This window comes from Alteromonas sp. 5NW40-0090, from assembly GCF_057552975.1.
The window spans coordinates 90,805-111,604 of sequence record NZ_BAAJLT010000015.1; the positions used below are offsets into that span (position 1 = coordinate 90,805).

The following is a 20,800-nucleotide window of genomic DNA, read 5'->3' on the forward strand; positions in this document are numbered from 1 at the left end:
TTTTTTTCTACTTCACTTAAGTGATTTTGCAGGGAGCGGATATCTCAGCTCTACATTCTTCGTATGAATTTCACGTTGATCTCGCCTGATATCATGAAAATACCAAATATTAAATTTTCGCTCATAGTCCCAAGTGTCGTGTTTGAGCGAGTCCCAGCCTAAATATGATGCAATATGATTCGCCATATCTCGCTTTCTATCAGAGGTTACTTTTCCTTGAAACGCGCTCATAACTGCTCCCAACAGAAAGTCAGCCAGCTGTATTTGCTGAGAATCTTTTGAGTCTTTAGTCACAACTGTTTGAATCAGAGCATCACCGCCTAATTCTTGTTTTAGGATATTGTTAGCGATTGTATGAAACGCTTCGTCAGCCTTATTGTATCGCGACGGTAATGGGTCGACTTCGACTCGAAATTCTGATAACTGATTAGGATGTGCTTTTTTAACTGCTTTTATTTTTGAAGAAATAAGAGTTGTGAAGTGTTTTCGCATTGCAAGGTCGTAGTCACCGTCATGAAATGATTTATCTACCAATCCTTTTCTAATAACTATGCAATGAAAAGCCAGCCACGCGTGTTTGAAAAATACATCGGCAAGCTCTTTGTAAAAATCAATGTTATTTTTCTGATGAGCACGTTGCCATTTAATTTCGTTTGTATATCGATACTTTTCCCTAAGATTTCTGATGATACGAACAAAATCGCCGCGACGTTGGTACTTCATCCACAAGGAACCAAAACCGTAGTATACCTGCCCATCTATACCAGATTCGTCACAGGCAATATGCCAAATTAGCTTTCCTTTTGCCATTTATACACGCCTCCGTATGCATAATCATATTAAACAATGCAACATATAGTATTAGCAAGTTTAACTTTTAGTCAGGTAGGCGATGTTGTGAAAATTTGGACCTATTGACCCGTTAAGCGCTGATTGCACCAAACATTCCTGAACGACCGGAGTACGTACTTTTCTGCCGTTTAATTACAAATATTCGAACGGCTGCTATTGGCACTAAATTGCAGGACTTATTCGCAATTTCCTTAGTAAAGAGCAGGACTCGGGCTCCTAGACTTAACAGTGGTGAATCAATGGAAATATTATAAACGGTATTACTGGCTCTATAGTATCGATAGTATTTCCTTGAAACCAATTCTTTGTCGCAACATGTGTTAAGGCTTAATGTCTAGCGTTACTTTTTTGAGGTATCAGTCTTTTAGTCGTAACAAAAAAATAATACCTACGTCATCATTTTTTGGCCTACTAAAAGCCCATTTGAACAGTAAAAGGAAGTAATAAATGAAATTAATGTCTATTGGATTTTTTTTAGCTATTCTAGTGTCATTTTCTAAGCTAGCTGTAAGTTCGGAAGTCGTTGAGTGTTATGATTGCAGCCATTCCGATAAAATTGTGTCATGGGGTATGTTGAACTTAAAGGTTGGTGAAAAAAAGCATATTACGCTTGTTGATATTTACAATAAAAATGCTCGTTCTTTTGATGTAACTCTTTCTCTCACTCCCACTCTTCCAGGGATGCCTGAAGTTCCGGTTGTGACATACATGCTTTCCTCAGTTCCTTCGGGTATTTCAACAATGATGACGGACCTCAGTAATGCTTCGAACTCTCTGGTGGCCGAAGCTGAAGCAAAATCAATTCCGAAAGAAGTTATATCTTCACCCTGGGAATTCGTTAATTGCAGCTATTGTCGTGCTGATGTAAGCGACTATCTAAATAATAGCTTAGAGGGAAAGATAAAAACTGTAGAAGCGACGGCTATCTCCATAGCTCAGGCGCTTAACTTGATTAATACTAGTGTGCCAAACCAGTTTCAAATTCCACTTGAAACTGGCGGCAGTATTTTAGTTGAATTAACAGTAATTAACTCTCCAATAAAGTTAGAAGTTAAAATACTCAGAATTCTTGATACTAACAATAATGAAGTACAGCAAGATGTAACTAAGTTGAACAATATGAACATCAAAGCGGCGCTAGAGGCTCACATAGAAGATATGAACAACTATTTGAGCCCACTAGGATACGGCGTAAACATGAATTCTTTAATTTTTAGTGGTGGATTTTACAGAGGAAGGATAACGATAGAACGCTTCGATTATAAATAGCGATACCTATCTTTGCTGTACTAAATCTTTCCAAAAGCTACGAAATTTGTTTTTAAGCAACTAGAGATACTTCTATTAAAAAGCTTGGCCCTTGTTTGGGCTTAGCTTTTGGTGTAGCCGTTTACAAGGATAATAGGTTTCATAGTTTGAGACTATTTTGAGTTTTTATAAATCCGTGGATAACCAAAGATTACTGCATATGCTGCTCGTCTAAGCGTACAATTGAAGCTAAAGCGGCCACCTGAAGAACTAGAGGCTATGAAGTACTTTTATTGCTGCAACTAAGAACATCAGCACATAAGTGTAAACGTCCGGTAATCCCACCTAACGCTTAGCAAATTGCCATGGCAATTTGCTCGATATCAACGTCGGCCTTACTGAGTTTATCGAGGCCAGTCATCACATACTCGAACACATTGAGATCATTAGCTTTAGCGGTTTCGATGATGCTGTAGAGAACCGCACTGGCATTTGCGCCCGTGGAGGTCTGGCTAAACAGCCAGTTTTTTCTGCCTATCAAGAACGGTTTAATCGCGTGCTCAGCGCGATTATTATCGATATTCAATAATCCGTCGAGTGTATAACGCGCCAGCTTTTCCCATTGATTCAAGCAGTATTGTATCGCTTCGCCTAATTTGGTTTTCGGTAGTGTCCACTTCCCATAAACTGAGACAGACGTAGTTGGAGTTTTTAGCGATGAATAATGCAGGGTGCAATCAAAAAGTTTAACTTTTCATAACCTTAGCTCATCAGTGTGTTGGATTAAATCGATGTTATTAGGTAGGTTGAGGTAGTAAATATTATTATGATTTAATATCCGATGGATGCATTTGAACTCATAACATATCTAAAGCTTCAAGTTAATCTCAAGCTTTATAAATTTTCGGATTCACGCATGATAATTACACTTATCATGCGTGAACTATTAAATTAATACAGAATACATTATCTTGAAAAGTTTAATTATCATTCCAACCAAACTCTTTAGAAAGTAATTTTCTTTTCCATCTATTCTCTATTTCAATCACTGACTTGAATCGACCAGACTTCTTTAGACAAATCAATGTCGCAGACTTCAAGGATAGAGTATTGAAACTGGCTAAAGCCCCCTTCTCCGGCCTCATTGAATAGTAACCGCAAGAGCTTATTGCCTCCATGGTGGCCATTGGCATAGGCTGACCAGCGATTCCAAAAACCACCAGCCCCATAGGCACTACCCACATATTGCTTTCCTGTTAATCTATCACTAATTAGATAGACGCCAGACACAGATGAAAGCGCAGTCTTCCATGAGGGGTATTGGTGTCGATACAGCATTTCTAGTTCACTTCGGGATAGGCACACATGCTTGAAGTCGGAGAAATCTTGGAATGCCATTGGCTCTGGTAGAATAGAGTGAATCGTTGCTCTACCAGAGAGGGTTTCACCGGTGGGATACGAATTACGCCCTGTACGTTTAAAGTGAACTACCAGCCGCCCGATAAGGCTCTCGCCTATGTTAGTAAGCTCAGTGTCATAGTAATGACATTTTCCGTCACTGCTCGACGATGAAATACCTTTTGATAGATAAACACCGACAAATAGCCACTGGCAAACCCCGGGCAACTTGATAAGCGAAACAATATAGTTACGACCGAAATTGCGCTTAGTTTGAGCCTGCTGCCATTGCTCAAATCGCCCATCGAAAAATGTTTCTAATGGGTTTTCAATTCCGTTCCATACGGCTAAGTGGCCTTTCACATCTACTGGGTCTAGCTCTAAAAGCTTGAGTACATCCATGTTCCTAATTTACCTATTATTTAATACTACAATTCAGCCATCCTTATAACACACTGCCACTACCCCATAAACCGGAATAGATTTGAGCTGGTGGGTAAATAGGCTTAAAATTGCTGTATAAGTAAACAGCACTATGGTTAATAAATGTTTCTACAATTCCACATGAGTAATATTGAAGCGTTTCTGAAAGAACTAGAAGAACTGCTCCTCGATAGCGCCTGCCCGGCTTCAACATATTACTACGCCATTGAGCCTGTACTTAAAGAACAAGAAGAGGAACTTATTGAGCACGGCTACTCAAGCATTAATGTTGATATGTTTACTGGCCAAGAAGCGATTTTAAAAATTATTGATGCTTATAAGGACATGTACGTATTCGATGAAACGCCACAAAAGTCACGCCGGTTCGTACAAAAACACCCTGGCTTCGTAGTAGCAACCAAAAACAAACGAGAGATTATTGCTTGCATTGAAAAGATCAATAATGAGAAAAAGGCATTTAGAGCGGCAGTAGTAAAAAGCAGTGATGATGCCTACGAAAAGTGGCAGAACGTGCACGACCGGTTCAATTATTTAATCACAACGTCGGCTTATCGCACCATCTATGCATTTAAAAAGGATGTTCACCGCGTAAATTTCAATTGGGTTTCACGCCCACTCCATAAGGCTTATACGCTCGAAGAGTTGAAACAGAAAATAGACAAAGGGGTTCATACCGTTCCCTTGTCTTATTCTCGTCAAAGTTGGCTAGAGAAGCTTGAACACGACAAGTCGTTACTAGATGCACATCAAAATGCAGAATTTGCGGTTAAACGCCGGATAAAGCTGCGGCCTGAATCATCCATTCGATTAGAGGATGCAGAAAAAGCAAAGGGATATGCTGCGAGTTTACCTTATGTCCTTTTCTCTCTCCCCAAATACCATACCCACCTTAGTAGTTTTATTGCGCCTCGGCACGTGAAAATTAAAGAAAATGTAGGGGATGGTTGGGTTTTGATTAATCGACGAATGAATCTCTATAAGCGAAATATTAAATAATAAACGCATCAAATTCTTGCCGTGTTTTCCGCCTGTGATCTTACTCTATTGTCATATCACTTTTTGTTATTACAGCGTTCATGCGCTGCTAAATAAATACTGTTCACACTAAAAATCGTACCTCTTAGTAATCTAGAAGGTCCTCCAACATTTTATCAAAACCCCAAATGGCAAAAAAAAATACTTTTGGCGCCCCCGTAAGCTTTGGCAATATTAAAGAGGCGATGCGGCCGTCCCCCAAATGGCAAAAAAAGAGCCATATGGAGCAATTAAATTTTGAATATTAATGACCTTCCCCCCCAAGTAGCACCATGATATTTATGAGATTTCCAATAAACTGGAAACAATGCAGATCTCAAAATGAAAAGCGCTACAGTGAAGAACAAATTTCCAAGGCCGTCAAGCAGCATGAAGCTGGCGCAAAGGTGGGCGACATCTTCCGTGAGATGGGTATTTCATTGGGGACTTTTTTTTAATTGGCACAGCAAGTATGCGGGCCTGGAGGTCAACTAAGCCAAGCGCTTAAAAGAGCTTGAGTCTTAGAACAACAAGCTGAAAAAAATTTTGGCTGACAGGCTATTAGAAGTATAAGCGATGAAGGATGTGCTTCCAAAAAAAGTGGTAACGCCAGCAGCAAGAAAGCCTGTCACCCGTCACCTTATTGATACGTGTAAGCTTAGAGAACGAGTTGCCTGCTAGCTTGCTGGCATCAAGCCAAACCGCATTCAGATATTGCCATAAGACAAAACCTAATAGCGCTTAGCGCGCACGGTTGAAAGAATTAGCATCACAGTATTCTCAGTATGGTTATTTGATGCTGCATGGCTTACTCAAAGGCGAAGGGCTTGTTGTGAACTGCAAGCATACCTACCGGCTTTATACCGAAGAGGCGTTACAGGTAAGGAAAAGGAAGCACAAGAAGCTGACTCAACCAAGATAACCGCTTGAGATACCAAAAGCACCAGTTCAACGCTGGTCTATGGATTTCGTATCTGAAAAATTAGCAACGGCAGGCGCTTAAGGATACTGAACGTGTTAGACGATTACTCTCGCCAAACGGTCGGCTAACTAGTTTCTGTCTCCTTCAGCGGTCGTCAGGTGCACGCTTCCTGAGTCAGCTCATTGAGCAACGGGGAAAACCAGCAAAGGTTATTTGCGACAACGGAACAGAATTTACCAGTAAGGCGATGTTCTATGGAGCAAGGAAACGGGTGTTGAACTTGGCTTTATCCAGCCTGGTAAACCGACCCAAAATTCCTTCGTGGAAAGCCTTAATGGCAAGCTCAGAAACGAATATCTGAATCAGCATTGGTTTAAAACAATGGACGAGGCAATATAAGAAGTAGAGCTATGGCGTGAGCATTAAGACCAGGTTCGGCCACATAGCCCTCTGAATTACCTGCTGCCTTTTGAGTATGCTAAACAAGCAGCATAACATGAAAAATCTCATCGAAAGAGTGGTGCTAGTTCAGGGGAAAGGTCACTTATAACCTTATTCGCTCGTAATCAAACTGGTTCATTTTGAACAGGCCTTTCAATCATCGGGGATTACTTCTTCAGTAATATACTGCGTAAGCCAGACAACGAATTGCCTAGCCCCAAAAAGTAGAAATACCAACGCTGGCATATCAAAGAATAAAGTATATGAGCTGCTACTATTGAACTTGCGAGTTATATATAAGTTGCCCCAGGATAGTGTCATTAGGCTGCTTGCAATTTTATACTCTGCCAGCGTTCCTTGTACTTTTTCGTAATCTACTGCATGACTGGTTTCCAGCAAGAAATTAAGGCAAAACTAAGTTAAGCCAGTGAAAGCTATGACGGTAAATATTATCAGAATAATGATTATCGATAGGCTATGTGACTTATCGCGATAACCAGAGTGCCTTATTCTAGACTTTAAACCTGACACCATTCGCTATCAAAACTTGCTGATATATTCTCCTCGCGTTTGCACCTATCCTGAGGGTCTTCATTTTTCTTTGTACGGGAGTGAGAAGTCTATTCCTCTTCAACTTTTTGAAAGCAGCTTCTAAAAGCTCAACTTCTCCTTTTGAAAGAGCAAGCTTAGTTGGTTCATGTGGAATAACATTGTTTGAATTCTGTTTCATAAAATACTCCTATTTTGATACTTGATAGTAACTGAGCATTTTAAATCTCAAAATTTGAGGGAAATCCCCCAAAAAGCAAAAAAAAATACATATGGGGACTCGCTTTTCCCGCTCATGCCTTTCTGAGCAGACAAAGCCCCCAGATGTCCAAAAAAATGTCATATGGGGTATTTGAAGGCTCATCTAATACTGAAGCTCTCCATAAGAACCCCATACGGCAACAATATTGTCGTATGGAGCAAAATGCCAAATATTTAGTGAAGATCAGGGTTCTTGTAGTAGTTCTAGAGCAGTATTCAATGTTTTGCTTTAATCCACTTCGCTTCAAAACACTCAGGCTAATGTAATGAATTACGTACCGGTTAATAACCCACATTATTTCTTTCTAAATTTCTGTGATATTCATAAAACACTGCACACAAACAAGCGTTCCCGGACGTCCAGTAACGGGGGGAGTAAAGCTACCTTAGAAAAATAGGGACCAATTTGAATCTAAATTTTCGTACAAACACGTTATCCATTTAAATTTTTAAAACAAAAACAAAGCGTTCCCGGACGTCCAGTAACGTGGGGAGTAAAGCCAGCACGCATAAAAACTTAGAAAGATAGAATATGTGTTCCCGGACGCTCTTTTCGAGGGCGTTCCTGGACGTCCAGTAACGGGGGGAGTAGAGGAGTGACGATAGAAAAAATTTTCTAATATAGAAGAGCTACGATTGGTGGGTCTAATTTCTGGTATTATTCATAAGCATTGAAAGAGTGCTAAAAATAGTAAGTAGCACCTAAATAATGATTGATGGTCTAGTAGCGATAGCGGTAGACCGTCAGTTGCTCAGCCAAAAAGTCATCTAAACGACACTTTTATTTTGGGGCTGACCTTTTCATTTCTCTGGATTCCCTTATGGATAGTTTTAATCTTGAGGAAGAATGATTTCGGTGATTACTCTCAAAATTCACTCCAAAGCTAGCCTTATCTCTGAAGCAAGTAAGGCTAGCTCTTTAGAAACTAAAGTGGATCCAAAACGATTCAAGACTTCAGATAGAGAAGTTTAGTAAACGGTAGCGTTATTGATCATTCTAGGGTGTTGTCGTTTTTCACCAAGACTCTGTACTGCTCGATTAGACTCTCCATTTTCTTTGGTATCAGAATGTAAAGAGTTATACCGCCCAAAATTAAGGGGAGACCTAACAGAATAGGAAGTAACAAAATACCAAAGAAAAGAAACAACGCAGATATCACCTTCCACTTCCTAACCTCCTCTATCAGCGTAGAATCAATGTAGTTGTTAATACAAGCTTTAGACTTCTCCCCATAAACTGCCGATACCTTTTCAACCATGTCTCTGTATTCCGACATCAGACAATAATCTGTTTTCATTTCCCAATCTCCATAATTGATGATGGAGATAGCGTTGCGCACCTACAAAATTTGGCAAATTTGAGGGAATTGTTGATACAAAAACGGCTCCAAGTTAGGAGCCGTTTGTTGAGTTAATCTTCTAAGAACCGTTGCCCTAATCTCTGTAGAGCCTTTCTATTACAAAAAATCAGCGAGAAAATTACAGCCGCTGTTATGCTCAAAGCAGCCAACAACCACCAAAAATAATCTAGGTTTACTGATATATCCATTAATGCCACCACCTTAAAGCCTAAATGCCACGACTAGTAAGAACGAGCCAGCTAGTACTTACAAAAAAGTATAACAGACAGTTGCAGTAAGCCAACGTTTTGGTCTATGTCAATGCAACTTAATCAAGTTAACCAATTGGTAAGCCAACTTAATGAAGCGCGTAAGCAAATTCCACCAGCGGCCGCTAGAGCAGTAATCGATTCAGTACGCAGTGGCGAGCCCAATGATGATTTGTTAACGTTGGTGGGTATTATCGCAGGTCAAAACATTCAGGCTGAAGAACTGCTTATCGCGATTAGAAATGAACTTATAGCAGTATCAAATTCCTAAACCCGGCCTTAAGCACCTCCGATAACAGGAGCTATATTCCCCCTTGCCTCTCAGTTGTATCACAACGTTTCACTTTGTTTACCTCCAGAACCGCTTAATAACGGTGTGGAGGTAACGCCCTTTCTTTCTTGCCGCGTTCTCAAATATTCTTTATATAGAATAAAGAGCAATATTCCTTTTAGAGAATATTGAAAAATATGCAATATAAGGTATATTTATAAATATACTTCTTATGGAATATATTGAGTTAACAATGAGAATTAAGACCCCAAAAGACGTAGGTCACTACATAGCATCTACACGCAAGGCGCTAGGGTGGTCTCAAACAGACTTGGCCACTAAAATTGGTAAAGACCAGCGCTTTGTATCGAGATTAGAGAATGACCCCACCAGCGTGTCATTTGGTACTGTGCTGATGGTTCTAAACGTTCTCAATATCAATGTCGATATGACAAACCAAAACACTCATAAAACAGATGGGACAGCAGCAGTAGCTGGTGGACAGCGTATTCCCCAGAACGCCCCAAAAGACGTTAAAAGCCCATTAAGAAAAGTGGAATCAGGTAAGTTTGTCAGTAAGCCAATGAGAACGCCGGTGGTTGTTAGTAAGAATAAAGCTGAGAAATAGTTATGGCTAAGAGGAGAAAAACTAACAATCTATCAGTGGGCATCAATGGCCGGCACGTAGGTACATTCGAGCGCTATGGTGCCACGCATGCATTTACATACGACGATGAGTGGCTATCCGCAGAATACGCACACCCAATTAGTCTATCGATGCCGCTTACCAAAAAGAAACACACCGGTGACCTGGTGCGCTTTTACTTCGACAACCTACTGCCGGACGACATAGAGATTCGTAAGTTAATTGTTGACCGTGTTGGCGCCTACTCTACAGACACAATGGATTTGTTGAGTGAGATTGGCCGTGATTGCGTGGGCTCTCTTTCTTTGACACCGGAACCAGTCGATGGGATCGACGAATTAAAGCTTGAGGCAATGAGTCATGCCGATATCGAAGCGCACCTTAGGAATACAGTAAGACGTAAAACACTGGGTATGGATGATGATGACGTATTCAGAATATCCCTTGCAGGTGCACAAGAGAAAACCGCGCTGACACTTCATGAAGGAAAATGGCATCGCCCTCTAGGTACCACTCCAACAACCCATATATTCAAACTGCCAATCCATGATTTAGAAAACGGGCTAAAGCTAACAAACAGTGTAGATAATGAATGGTTCTGCCTGAGATTTATGCGTTACCTGGGATTCAACGTTGCACAAGCGGATATACGCACTTTCGGTGACCAAAAAGCGCTGGTGGTTGAACGGTTTGATAGGCAGCAAGGTGAGGACGGCCTAATATATCGACTGACTCAAGAAGACATGTGCCAAGCACTTGGTAGAGCTGGCCAGTCAAAGTATGAAGCAAATGGGGGGCCGGGTGCGAGTGAGATAGCCAATCTACTGCGTTTTAGTACTGATAGCGAAAATGACATGTATCAGTTCTTTCTTGCGCAATACGTATTTTGGCTGTTGATGGGCATTGATGGCCACGCAAAGAACTTCAGTGTTTACCTTGACCATACTGGCCATTGGCTTACCCCGCTTTACGACGTGATTTCAGCGTATCCATTCAGAAACCAATTCAGACGCAAGGAACTGCGGATGGCGATGAAGGTAATGTCTAAAAATAATCATTACATCTGGGCAGACATTCAAATGAGACATTGGAAATCACATGCAGCTAAGACGTTCATAAATGATGAGTTGGCTGTGGGTTACATTGAAGCACTTAACGCGGATGTTGATGTTGCTTTGAGTAAAACCTTTGCTGATGCTTCTGAAGACTTCGACAAAGAGACTGGGGATCTGATAGCTGAAGGCGTGTTGTCCAAAGTGAGAATATAAAAATGGGGGCTATCCGGCCCCCACTAATGCGATACCCTACTAGCCCTTACGCTTTATAGGGATACGCCACGCTTTATACCCATAATCATGAGCATCTAACATCTCTGTACTGTTTTTCTTGCGTCTAAAGCGACAAAACACGTAGTTACCTTCAATGTAATTACCACTCATAGCTCGAACCCTCCAGTAACGGTGGGTTTGTCACACACCAATGGTTCAAACTCAGAATGTGTACAGATGTTGCCATATTTATGAGGACATGGCGTGTCCTTAAATCTTAATAAAGCCATTATCTAGCTCCTAACTTAAAGTAATTAGGAACTCATTGAAATCCTTATTAAAGCCGCCAGGGCCTGCAAAAGGTTCTATAAATATGTAATGTTGAAGTACAAATTTACTTGTTAACTCTCTTGATTTTTCATAGCCATTTACGATACTTTGAGCATGAAGATGTCCAACGCCAATTGATAATCTTCATGGGTCCATTTACTAAACAATGAGTCCCGATTCAGAGAGGCCAGTTGCCGCTGGCCTTTCGGTTCCCAACCCTAGAAAGTCACAGCGCTTACACCCTGCTCACATATCCAGCGTCACAAAACAAGATAGTGAGGTTTTTGTCGTATTGCAACCCAATTTCTGGTTGTATTTCAAGCACCTAAACTGGCACGAAATTTATGTTAGTAACAACTAACTTTTTAGCGTTATACAAGCGTAAAATATCCGGATTGCAAGCGTTTTTAATTATTTCTAAAACATAAAAATAAATTTATTCTTAAAAAAGCGTTTTTATAAAAACACGACATATGGTGTGCAAAAATTATGTAAAACAGCACATGTAGTGTTAATGCTGATGAAATCACGTTGAGTTCATAAGTGTAAAAGTAACCGGCATAGTGGGTGAATGGGCTTTACAAGAATCAACAATACACCATAATATCGATAACAATATCCCAAGATGTTAATTATGGCCAACGCGTTCTATAGAATAAAAGAAGGTGAGTTTGTTAGACAGCTGGAAACTCAATCCATCACAAAGGTTATAGCTCAAGAAAGCCCAACCGAACCTCAGAAGTTTTTTGTCGTGGCCATCAATGCCAATACAGAAATAGCTTATGTAATGCGCCATGGGCGCTCAGACGAACCTAGAACATGGCGACTCGACAACTTGGCTAGGTTTTTACGTAAGAACGGCGTAGCATCATTTGAGACGCTTTTTGAGGCGTAAAGTCATAGCCGAGATTTTATTTTGCAGCATGCCCACTTTTATTAAGTCGATAAGACATCACTGGCAGAGTAGTTAGAAATGTCTATTATGCAGTAACAGCATTAGAAAGTGGAAAACGTAGGAGTTGTTTTGAAAAAAGGACTTGATAGGCTGAGAGCACTCAATGAGCAAATGTTGAAAGAAGCACAAAAGCGTCGAGATAAAGAGCCTGAGCGGATAATTGAAGAGCTTTCTGGAGTACCGCCTTTCGCCTTTTGCCAAGATAAACAGTACACGCACGACGGCGTGGACAAAAGCACCCTGCGAACGGTGTCGACCATCTGTACTACTAAGAGAATCTACGTACTGAGTTCACCTGGCGCTGCGGATGCTCTAAGAGCAGTTATTTTAGAAAGAATCTGGGAGCATGAAAATCAAGATGAAACCCAATAAGCAGGAACTTGAGTTAATCGTAGGCCATGCTAGCAATGCCCACCCTCTAGGCATGCTAGCTAACATAATTTTTATTGGGGTCTTGGGAGCAGCGTTGTTTGGCCTGTTATTTAAAGGCAAGGGGATGATAGGCGTTGCCTTATTTGTAGTAGCCGGTTTTACCTGTCGCCAATTTATATTTTTTCTTCTTAAGTTACACCTCAAAAAAAAGTATTGGTCAGAGTAAGCTAATAACATTAAGTGTGTGATTCATAGACATCATTTCACTTTTCGTAGTTGAAGATCACGCTGATAATTCGATAGCTGAATGCGCTCATTTTGAATTCTTCTGGCACCAAGTTTTCTATCTTTTCTGAGTTTGAGAATCCAGTCTTCAATTCGATTGTCAATTTTGGTGTTAGGGGAACTGTGCGGGCGTCTAGAAACGTCTTGTAGGCCGTCTAGTCCTTTCTCTTTGTATCGCTTGTACCATTTTCGAAGAGTGGGCTTAGAAATTCCACACCGACGACAAAGTAAGCCCGCATTATCGGTTTCTTCGTAAAGCTCAATCCACTTTAAACGTTGTTTGATTTCTTTGTTCATAGAGCCATAGTATATTGAAACGATGTCTATGAATCACACAACTCAAGAAAACGCTAAATTAGGTGTTTTAGTTTTCTTACCATTAATGTTAAAAAAGGCCAAACACTTTTACGCGTTCGGCCTTTGCCTTAAAAATCAAAGATTCTTACTTTAGAATGTATAACCAACATTGAAGCTATAGGTACGTCCATCGAAACGTATACGGTTAACAGCATCTTCATTGCCGCCGATATACTCATAACCTTGGTCTTCAGTTAAGTTGAATGCACGGAAATCGAACCTTAAGTTTTTGCTATAATTATAGTTTACAGCCAAATCTAGACGACCACGACTCGTTTCAAATCGCGCATCTGTACCCAAGAATGCACTGTTAGTCCCGTCGAGAATGATATTTTGCGAGAGCTGCTGCGCTTCACGCCAGTTATAAGATAGTCGAATACTTATTCCATCATTCTCCCAATAACCAACCAAGTTATATGATTCCGGCGAAACCCTTAACAAAGTAGTTCCGTCTTCAGAATCGTCGGTATTGATTTTCGTGTAATTGAATACACCACCGAAACCATTCCAAGGGTAGGGCAAAAAATCGAGTTTCTGTTGAACTGCTAATTCGTAACCAGAAACCTCTATAGAGCCTTCAGTGTTTATCGAACGGTTTACAGTAATACGACGGCCTTCCTCATTAACATTACCTTGAGAATCTGTAAACGGGGCTAATTCACGACATTCAAGTCCGCCAGTTCCACTACCTTCAACTAAACCTGTTTCCCCGAAAAGCCCTTCACTGACATCGCTTGGAATATCGTCACCACAAATTGGTTCCGTTCCGAATAAACCGGTAATTTCTTTTTCAAAATAACCGATAGAGATCGCACTTCCTTGGCGATTATACCATTCTAGTGATACGTCATAGTTATCGGCTGTGTATGGTTCTACTTCAGAAGCAGGTAAATCGACTCGTACGCCAGTCACATCACCATCGTCATTTTCACTTGGTGTTATGATCGTAGTCGGGTTTTGGCTACGAAGATTTGGTCTTACAAGTGCTTCATAACCCGCCATTCTCAAAATAACATCCTCAATTAGCTCAAACTTAATGTTCCACGACGTTAAGTTATGCGCATAACTATTAGTAGATGTTCGCGTCTGGAGGACGTTGTTCGCATCAACAAAAGGACCAACAAACTCATTCTCTGTTTCAACTCGACGCAAGCCCAAGTTGCCCGAGTAGAAAACGTCTCCCAAGGTACCGCTGAAATTACCCATTATATATGCAGCATCGATATCTTGGGTGGTACTGAAATTACGAGCAAAAAATTGGTTTCTACCGCCCGCTTCTCGCACTGCCCAACCGGTAGGTGACGCCAGTTGCGCACCAGGTAATCTATCTTGTATGCCTTCTTGAAGTAGCGGACGAAGCCTTTCTGCATTCAACGTTAGCCAGCCATTACCTGGACCGAATGCACCAGGGAAGTTACCATTAAAGAATTCCCCCTGACTTTCTACAAACAGACTTGTATCGCCAAATAAGTTCTCTGTTGTTAACGCATCAACATTTATGCCCCCCGCTCCTATACGGAGATCATTGTTGATAAGTTCCTCTGTTTGATATCGATAACCACCTTTGACGGAGTCCAAACGAAAAACATCTTTAAATCCAAGGTCTGTGTATCGAAATACATTGAACTCTCCAGAGTCCATTTCACGAATTGGGTTATCAACACGCCCATTTACATAAAAATCTACGCGTCTATCACCATTAACAGAACGGTCTAGACCACTGTTAAAAGCTGAAATACTTGGAGAGCTCCAGTCACCATCATAAGTAAATGAATTAAGAGCAGATGGATCAAGTACACTGATGAAAGCCTGGTTCAGGTCACCGTTACCTGTATTAATTTCTACATCAATTCCCGTCGGATTAAAACGCCCTCTTGCGCCATCAACTAAATGACGCACGTCAAGACCTTCGTTGATAAAGAAGTTTTCGGACTCTGATTTTGAAAATTTGGCGTCAATCTTCCAGTCGTCTTTTACGTAATCGCCATACAAGAAGAGCCCCTTAGCATCTTCTGTGAATTGGAACAAGCGATTCGCTGGCTGCCAATTAACATTAGTAATACTGGCATGACCGACTGTATAAGTTTGAGGTTCACCTGGTCCGGCGAAGCCTGATGCGGAAGGCGCACCTATCAATGTTACTTGCTGTTGCGCGTTATCAGCTTGGCGGCGAAGAAGAAACTGCGTGTCTTCTAGATTACTCTGGTCTAATGTTCGTTTAGTGTAAATATAATCTAATCCAAGTTTTAAACTGTCAGTAGCCATGAACTCAATGTTTACCGCCCCTGAGTGACGATCACCATTTCGCACTTCAGCAGCCTGGCCAGCACGAGAAATAACACGAATTTGTGAGTTATCTTCTAAACCATGTTGTGCACGGTAAGCATCAATAGCTTCCGGGCTAATTACAGGTCTGACACCAGTTTGCTCACCAGTTTCCTGATTGAAAGTTACCAAATCGGTATACTCAGTGAAATTTACTGTGTCGCGGCGATAATTTTGTTCTGAGCCAGCTGCTTTGAATGCGATACCAAGACGACCGTCTAAAAAATGTTTAACACCCTGAAATCTATAGGTTTTGTTAAACTCATCTGATAGATCCTCGTATCGAGTCCCCAAATCAACTTTTAAGAAATTATCTTTTTTACTTAATGCTCTTTGGAATTTGAGATCTACAATCCCAGCTATGCCACCCACTTGTAAATCGGCAGTAGGACTTTTAATTACGTTAACACCATCGAATATACCCGCTTCGAAAGCACCGAATGGATTGGCGACACCCGCATCACTTTCACTACGACTTGGTGTTGCAATTGACTGTCCACCGGCAGTGGTAAGAACAAAACTACCCGGAAGACCGCGAAGACTGATTTCACCATCTCGGGTTCCATCATCGCGATTTAATTGGATACCAGGCAGAGCCTGCAACGCTTCACCTAAATCAAGAGCTGGGAGTAATTCCATGTCCGATGGCGAAATGGCGTCGACAACAGAGTCAGCACTTCTTTTAGTGAATAAAGATTGTTCTAGAGCGCCTCTAAACCCTGAAACTTCAATTATCTCTACGTCTGATTCATCAATTGCATTTTCTTCTGCGCTTTGAGCAGAGTTTGCGCTATCGAGCGCTGTTTTTACTTCCTGTGCCAATAGAGTTGGAGAACTAACCATCATTAGTGCAGCGGCTGAGCTTGCGACTATAGTCTTGACTTTAGTTGCCGATTTGGTTTGTTTTTTGGTAGCCATCGGTTTTACCTTAAGTGTGTTGATCGTGTGTGCCTTAAAATACTCGTGCGCGAAAGGGGCCTCCCCTTTAATTAAACATAACATTAACATCATATTAAATTCTTTCAAGTCATTTTCAGTCAAAATGAGTCTAAATAATGAAATTAAATATTATACTTTAGGATTAAAAATGTAAAAAAACTCTCGTAAAGATTGGATTTAGTACATAAAAAAAATTCACAAATAGAATTAATTTAATTTAAAACAAATACTTAATGAAAATCCAAATCAACTAGCCTTTCCAATGAGCAAAGAAAAAACCAAGCAACCATATTTTGTCATAAATAATCATTGGGAATAGTTAGAGGGTATCGTTCACAAACTGGGGGTAGTACAGTTTCAAGCAATTTTTACGCGTAATTTATTATCAGCCCTGATACGTTTCTATAGGCCGTTTAATTTTTGCAGGCGCTCTATCGAATGCGAGTTAGCATAATAACGGTAGCCATAATGGGTGTTTTTGTACTGAAGGAGCATTTTTCATGCTCCAACTAGGTGCTGTTTCTGCTCACTTCTTTTTGCACGCTCAAATGGTCTAATTACAGCTCTGATAGGCGCTTTTAGTTTTAACTTTTTATTTACATAGCCATTTTACTCCGTCCGTATGACAAACTTTGACGATAGGATAATTGTAGCGGCCTTTCTCATAGCAGCCACACTTACCTGCAAATTTAGGGCTTCTTACAAAAGACTTCAAACAGCTCCTCGCAAAGCAAAGCTCCAAGCAAACGTATTGAAACCAGTTTCTCACGGCGTGCGTCCCCCTTTATCAACAACAATCGACTCTATGAGTGACGCCAGTGGCATTAAGCTTGTCACCTTTATTGTTCTTATTATGTCGGCCTACAGTTATCTACGAAGCGATCCTTCTCCCGCGATATTTGGTTGTGCGTTATCAAATCAAACGAGAGGAAAAGCATTGGCGCTTACGTTAATGCCCACTGTAATCGCATGGCTTACTATATTTATTTTATCGATGACAGAAAACGCGGCGTTTATAGATATTATTTTTGAGGCTATATCGGCTTTAGGTACCGTAGGATTATCACGCGGTTTAACCGGAGAGTTATCTGATGCTGGAGGCCTTGTTATCATATTTCTGATGTTTATTGGCCGATTGGGTCCACTGACCATTGCGTATTCTCTTGCTAGCCCTCGTCAGAAAAAAATCAAGTATCCAAGTAGTACGCTACCCGTTGGATAAGAATAAAAACAGTGTAAGGCGTATTGTCCACGCCTTACACTGCCTACAGTTGACTTACGATACGAGCGTTTTGATGTATGACTTGATAGATTCGTCTTTGCCATTTTCAAACAAGCACTTTTGAAAGCGCTCACCAGACACTGCAACTTTTACCAATTCCTGATCAATTTTCTTCAATGTATCGACATAGTCGTCGCATGCCAATGCCGCTTTTAGCTCTGACAGGATACCTGCATTGCGCACTTGAGGCTCGCGTCTTTCAACCGGATAACCAGCTCCGCGCTCGCCAGTAAAAGCCTTTTCGAAAATATAACGGGCGTTCAGCTCAGCTCCCCAACCAAAACCTTTCGCAAAAGGAAGCGCTAACGCATTACCGTTATTTACTTGGTTAAACAAAAAGGCATCAGAAGGGTCGATACAATAACCACAGAAAACACCAGGTTGCGCATTCAAAGACATCATGGCGCCCTGCCCGGTACCGCAGCCAGCGATAACGAAGTCTACAGCGCCAGAGTTCAAAAGAACGCCGGCCATAATCCCAAGGTGTACGTAAGTTAAGTGATGATCGGTTTCACTTTCCATACCTACATTATGAACACTATGTCCTAGCGAGTCGGCCACAGACGTCAATTCTTTAAGAATTACAGGGTTCTTCGCCGCTTGGCTATTTTCCATCATTAAGGCAATCTTCATGACTACTCCTGAATAAAGTTGAATTTCAAACTGATGATATCATCTTTATCTGTCATTAATAAGCATATTAAGTTAAATCGTAATCTCATTCGTTTTTGAATTTACCTTATTTCGCGCTTTATATACGTGACAAGAGAATGAAAGTTAATCGAATGTTAGCGATCGTACTTCTACCGTGATATTTTATGATTGTATTTTATTGATTTTGGCTTTCTTAATTAATGTTACGACTGTGCTTTTTACTCACTCTCATAAGTATTTCATTCAGTTCTTTTGCGAACGAGGCGAACCAGTGTGGTGCTTGTCATGAGAAGGAGTTGACCGATTGGCTCGAATCAGACCACAGCAAAGCGATGGCTATCGCCTCAGAAAACACGGTTTTAGGCGACTTTAATGACATTACGTTTGAACATTTCAATCAAAAAGCCACATTCTATAAAAAAGGTAAAAAGTTCTTTATAAAGTTTCAAGAAGATAAAACAGAACCGAGGGTTTACGAAGTCAGCTATGTGTTCGGTCACTTTCCTCTTCAGGAATACCTTATCAAAACTGAGCAGGGAAAAATGCAGGTCTTTCCATTTGCATGGGACTCAAGAGATAAGTCGAACGGCGGTCAAAAATGGTACCCCATATATCCCGACGAGGAGATAGCCAGGCAGGACAGGCTGCATTGGCTTCAGCCTTTACAAAATTGGAATGGTATGTGTGCCGACTGTCACTCTTCAGGATTAAAAAGAAACTACGACAGTGAAAAAGACACATTCAATACGGTGTGGAATGAGATAAACGTTTCTTGTCAATCTTGCCATGGTCACGTTGACGACAATCATTATGCTGGTAACCGCTCCTCTCACACGGTTCTTTCTGAGAGCGAACAGCAAGATATTGGCAACTGGCTGTTAGGTAAAGACAAAAAAATAGCCACATGGGAAGGCCCAAATCGCGACAATAGTTTCATGGAACGCTGTTTTGCGTGCCATTCACTTCGCACGCCACTCACCGACAGTATCACACCATTTGAACCTTTCTTGTCGCAATTTAAACCCGCTTTGCTGACTACCCCGCAATATCATGTTGATGGCCAGATACAGGATGAAGTGTACGTTTATGGTTCATTTTTACAGAGCAAAATGTTTGAGGCCGGCGTGAACTGTAACGACTGTCACAACCCGCATACTGCGAAAGTGAAAGTCGAAGGAAATGGCCTCTGTTTACAGTGCCACAAAGCAACAGCATATGATGACGTCGAGCATCATAAGCACGAACCCAATAGTCAGGGCTCAAAATGTGTAAATTGTCATATGCCTACGAATACTTACATGGGCGTTGATAAACGAAGAGATCATAGTTTCAAGATTCCAGCACCGCACCTAACTGAAAAGTTTGGCACGCCTAACGCCTGTAACAGCTGCCACGAAGACAAAGGCCCACAATGGGCGCAAGACAAAATCGACGAGTGGCATGGCCCATCAGCGCCTTCACACCCTGCTGAAATGCAATATATGGTATTGCTAAGTGGCGACACCTTGACACTCAATAGTCACTTTTCCTTAGCAAAAAACAAAGCACTGCCTGATATAAAACGAGCGACTGTCGTTTCACTGCTTCCCGCTTCAGTTCAAACTCTAGCGTACAAGTATGCCAAAATGCTGGCCAATGACGAGAGCCCGCTAGTTCGTCTAGCATTTTCCGATATTTCATTTCTTGTTGATAAACACAGACGCGTCGAGCTTCTAAAAGCGCTTTTAGCGGATGAATTTAAAGCGGTTAGAGTTTCGGCTGCTGAACAGCTAATAGCTTCAGGGGAAGTAGCCATTATTTCCGCAAAAGTATTAGACGAGTTATACGAAGCATCTGGGCAGAACCTCTGGCGCGGTGAAGGAAACTTAAACGCTAGTCTTATTCAAGCTAATCAAGGTAACTTTGAAAAAGCAAAAGATTTTCTTAAGGCTGGTATATCCCGAGACCCCTTCTTTGAGCCTAATTACATAAACCTAGCAAATTTATACCGCTCTTTGGGAGATAGCGCTTTAGAGGCAGCAACACTTGAGGAAGGCCTAAATGCCAATCAACACTCACCGTTGATGCACTATGCAGAAGGAATGCGCTTAATACGCAGCCAAGATTTAAGTGCCGCAATAACGCATTTTAACACTGCCACCGATATCGAGCCGACAAACAGCAACTATCTGTATATTTTGGCCTTAGCGCTAGACAAAGCAGGTAATACCAATCGAGCTATTGAGTTGCTAAAAGCACGAATCCCTAACGTGGAAGATCGATACGAATTGCTACAACTCGGATTGACTTTATCCCAAAAAATGGGGCTCAACGGTGAATTTACATACTTTAGAAAAGAACTAGAGAAAATCTAGCGTCCGTAAATGCGTAGAAATCAC

General features: G+C 41.1%; 18 protein-coding genes and 2 pseudogenes. 11 read left to right on the top strand and 9 right to left on the bottom strand.

Annotation, left to right across the window (positions count from 1 at the left end):
* Positions 1 to 12 precede the first annotated feature (12 nt).
* On the bottom strand, positions 13 to 810 hold the full coding sequence (locus AC27KT_RS17845; RefSeq protein WP_014951205.1) for a DUF3800 domain-containing protein: 798 nt from the start codon (positions 808 to 810) through the stop codon (positions 13 to 15).
* Between the two features lie 489 nt (positions 811 to 1,299).
* On the opposite strand from AC27KT_RS17845, the gene AC27KT_RS17850 reads away from it, so the two are divergent.
* Positions 1,300 to 2,121, top strand: a complete 822-nt coding sequence (locus tag AC27KT_RS17850) for a hypothetical protein (protein ID WP_131094916.1) — start codon at positions 1,300 to 1,302, stop codon at positions 2,119 to 2,121.
* Positions 2,122 to 2,445: 324 nt separating this feature from the next.
* Here AC27KT_RS17850 and AC27KT_RS17855 read toward each other — a convergent pair.
* Together AC27KT_RS17855 and AC27KT_RS17860 are read right to left on the bottom strand one after the other, a co-directional pair.
* Positions 2,446 to 2,755, bottom strand: a pseudogene (locus AC27KT_RS17855) (transposase domain-containing protein); the annotation flags it as partial.
* Between the two features lie 386 nt (positions 2,756 to 3,141).
* Positions 3,142 to 3,900, bottom strand: a complete 759-nt coding sequence (locus tag AC27KT_RS17860; protein WP_456252736.1) for a GIY-YIG nuclease family protein — start codon at positions 3,898 to 3,900, stop codon at positions 3,142 to 3,144.
* Positions 3,901 to 4,044: 144 nt separating this feature from the next.
* Between AC27KT_RS17860 and AC27KT_RS17865 the strand changes: the two genes are divergently transcribed.
* Positions 4,045 to 4,938 carry a DNA replication terminus site-binding protein gene (locus AC27KT_RS17865; RefSeq protein WP_456252735.1) on the top strand — a complete coding sequence of 298 codons (894 nt, stop codon included), beginning with the start codon at positions 4,045 to 4,047 and terminating at the stop codon, positions 4,936 to 4,938.
* 320 nt (positions 4,939 to 5,258) lie between these two features.
* Positions 5,259 to 6,373 (top strand): annotated as a pseudogene (locus tag AC27KT_RS17870) (IS3 family transposase).
* Between the two features lie 457 nt (positions 6,374 to 6,830).
* On the opposite strand, the gene AC27KT_RS17875 reads toward AC27KT_RS17870, so the two are convergent.
* Together AC27KT_RS17875 and AC27KT_RS17880 are read right to left on the bottom strand one after the other, a co-directional pair.
* Positions 6,831 to 7,049 (bottom strand): ATP synthase subunit B family protein, encoded by a 219-nt coding sequence (locus AC27KT_RS17875; protein ID WP_456252734.1) that lies wholly within the window; start codon positions 7,047 to 7,049, stop codon positions 6,831 to 6,833.
* A gap of 1,072 nt (positions 7,050 to 8,121) precedes the next feature.
* Positions 8,122 to 8,427 carry a hypothetical protein gene (locus tag AC27KT_RS17880; protein WP_456252733.1) on the bottom strand — a complete coding sequence of 102 codons (306 nt, stop codon included), beginning with the start codon at positions 8,425 to 8,427 and terminating at the stop codon, positions 8,122 to 8,124.
* A gap of 357 nt (positions 8,428 to 8,784) precedes the next feature.
* Here AC27KT_RS17880 and AC27KT_RS17885 point away from each other — a divergent pair, with 357 nt between their 5' ends.
* From AC27KT_RS17885 to AC27KT_RS17895, 3 genes are all read left to right on the top strand, one after another.
* Positions 8,785 to 9,009 (top strand): hypothetical protein, encoded by a 225-nt coding sequence (locus AC27KT_RS17885; protein ID WP_131137639.1) that lies wholly within the window; start codon positions 8,785 to 8,787, stop codon positions 9,007 to 9,009.
* Between the two features lie 253 nt (positions 9,010 to 9,262).
* Entirely contained in the window at positions 9,263 to 9,637 is a 375-nt protein-coding gene (locus AC27KT_RS17890) for a helix-turn-helix domain-containing protein (RefSeq protein WP_456252731.1), read from the top strand.
* A 2-nt stretch (positions 9,638 to 9,639) separates the two neighbouring features.
* Positions 9,640 to 10,923: a type II toxin-antitoxin system HipA family toxin gene (locus AC27KT_RS17895; protein ID WP_456252730.1), complete on the top strand. Its 1,284-nt coding sequence runs from the start codon at positions 9,640 to 9,642 to the stop codon at positions 10,921 to 10,923.
* Between the two features lie 39 nt (positions 10,924 to 10,962).
* Here AC27KT_RS17895 and AC27KT_RS17900 read toward each other — a convergent pair whose 3' ends face one another.
* Complete coding sequence (locus AC27KT_RS17900) at positions 10,963 to 11,094, bottom strand: hypothetical protein (RefSeq protein ID WP_258312652.1); 132 nt, start codon at positions 11,092 to 11,094, stop codon at positions 10,963 to 10,965.
* A 793-nt stretch (positions 11,095 to 11,887) separates the two neighbouring features.
* On the opposite strand from AC27KT_RS17900, the gene AC27KT_RS17905 reads away from it, so the two are divergent.
* The 3 genes from AC27KT_RS17905 to AC27KT_RS17915 all read left to right on the top strand — a co-directional run bounded on the left by AC27KT_RS17905 (position 11,888) and on the right by AC27KT_RS17915 (position 12,806).
* Positions 11,888 to 12,148, top strand: coding sequence for a hypothetical protein (locus AC27KT_RS17905; protein WP_015068532.1), 261 nt, complete (start codon positions 11,888 to 11,890; stop codon positions 12,146 to 12,148).
* 129 nt (positions 12,149 to 12,277) lie between these two features.
* A complete protein-coding gene (locus AC27KT_RS17910) occupies positions 12,278 to 12,580 on the top strand; it encodes a hypothetical protein (RefSeq protein WP_456252729.1) in 303 nt (100 codons plus the stop codon).
* Positions 12,555 to 12,806 carry a hypothetical protein gene (locus AC27KT_RS17915; protein ID WP_456252728.1) on the top strand — a complete coding sequence of 84 codons (252 nt, stop codon included), beginning with the start codon at positions 12,555 to 12,557 and terminating at the stop codon, positions 12,804 to 12,806. The genes AC27KT_RS17910 and AC27KT_RS17915 overlap by 26 nt, the downstream gene beginning before the upstream one ends.
* A gap of 32 nt (positions 12,807 to 12,838) precedes the next feature.
* On the opposite strand, the gene AC27KT_RS17920 is transcribed toward AC27KT_RS17915, so the two are convergent.
* A complete protein-coding gene (locus AC27KT_RS17920) occupies positions 12,839 to 13,162 on the bottom strand; it encodes a helix-turn-helix domain-containing protein (RefSeq protein WP_487132196.1) in 324 nt (107 codons plus the stop codon).
* 150 nt (positions 13,163 to 13,312) lie between these two features.
* Positions 13,313 to 16,465 carry a TonB-dependent receptor gene (locus AC27KT_RS17925; RefSeq protein ID WP_456252727.1) on the bottom strand — a complete coding sequence of 1,051 codons (3,153 nt, stop codon included), beginning with the start codon at positions 16,463 to 16,465 and terminating at the stop codon, positions 13,313 to 13,315.
* Positions 16,466 to 17,237: 772 nt separating this feature from the next.
* On the opposite strand from AC27KT_RS17925, the gene AC27KT_RS17930 reads away from it, so the two are divergent.
* Positions 17,238 to 17,708 carry a potassium transporter TrkG gene (locus AC27KT_RS17930; protein WP_456252726.1) on the top strand — a complete coding sequence of 157 codons (471 nt, stop codon included), beginning with the start codon at positions 17,238 to 17,240 and terminating at the stop codon, positions 17,706 to 17,708.
* Positions 17,709 to 17,762: 54 nt separating this feature from the next.
* Here the strand turns inward: AC27KT_RS17930 and AC27KT_RS17935 are convergent, their stop codons facing one another.
* Positions 17,763 to 18,401, bottom strand: coding sequence for an RpiB/LacA/LacB family sugar-phosphate isomerase (locus AC27KT_RS17935; RefSeq protein WP_456252725.1), 639 nt, complete (start codon positions 18,399 to 18,401; stop codon positions 17,763 to 17,765).
* A gap of 317 nt (positions 18,402 to 18,718) precedes the next feature.
* Here AC27KT_RS17935 and AC27KT_RS17940 point away from each other — a divergent pair, with 317 nt between their 5' ends.
* Positions 18,719 to 20,776, top strand: coding sequence for a multiheme c-type cytochrome (locus tag AC27KT_RS17940; RefSeq protein WP_456252724.1), 2,058 nt, complete (start codon positions 18,719 to 18,721; stop codon positions 20,774 to 20,776).
* Positions 20,777 to 20,800 lie beyond the last annotated feature (24 nt).

Coding starts and splice junctions, on each gene's coding strand:
- AC27KT_RS17845 (WP_014951205.1), bottom strand. CDS start 810: ATGGCAAAAGGAAAGCTAATTTGGCATATTGCCTGTGACGAATCTGGT.
- AC27KT_RS17850 (WP_131094916.1), top strand. CDS start 1,300: ATGAAATTAATGTCTATTGGATTTTTTTTAGCTATTCTAGTGTCATTT.
- AC27KT_RS17860 (WP_456252736.1), bottom strand. CDS start 3,900: ATGGATGTACTCAAGCTTTTAGAGCTAGACCCAGTAGATGTGAAAGGC.
- AC27KT_RS17865 (WP_456252735.1), top strand. CDS start 4,045: ATGTTTCTACAATTCCACATGAGTAATATTGAAGCGTTTCTGAAAGAA.
- AC27KT_RS17875 (WP_456252734.1), bottom strand. CDS start 7,049: ATGAAACAGAATTCAAACAATGTTATTCCACATGAACCAACTAAGCTT.
- AC27KT_RS17880 (WP_456252733.1), bottom strand. CDS start 8,427: ATGAAAACAGATTATTGTCTGATGTCGGAATACAGAGACATGGTTGAA.
- AC27KT_RS17885 (WP_131137639.1), top strand. CDS start 8,785: ATGTCAATGCAACTTAATCAAGTTAACCAATTGGTAAGCCAACTTAAT.
- AC27KT_RS17890 (WP_456252731.1), top strand. CDS start 9,263: ATGAGAATTAAGACCCCAAAAGACGTAGGTCACTACATAGCATCTACA.
- AC27KT_RS17895 (WP_456252730.1), top strand. CDS start 9,640: ATGGCTAAGAGGAGAAAAACTAACAATCTATCAGTGGGCATCAATGGC.
- AC27KT_RS17900 (WP_258312652.1), bottom strand. CDS start 11,094: ATGAGTGGTAATTACATTGAAGGTAACTACGTGTTTTGTCGCTTTAGA.
- AC27KT_RS17905 (WP_015068532.1), top strand. CDS start 11,888: ATGGCCAACGCGTTCTATAGAATAAAAGAAGGTGAGTTTGTTAGACAG.
- AC27KT_RS17915 (WP_456252728.1), top strand. CDS start 12,555: ATGAAAATCAAGATGAAACCCAATAAGCAGGAACTTGAGTTAATCGTA.
- AC27KT_RS17920 (WP_487132196.1), bottom strand. CDS start 13,162: ATGAACAAAGAAATCAAACAACGTTTAAAGTGGATTGAGCTTTACGAA.
- AC27KT_RS17925 (WP_456252727.1), bottom strand. CDS start 16,465: ATGGCTACCAAAAAACAAACCAAATCGGCAACTAAAGTCAAGACTATA.
- AC27KT_RS17935 (WP_456252725.1), bottom strand. CDS start 18,401: ATGAAGATTGCCTTAATGATGGAAAATAGCCAAGCGGCGAAGAACCCT.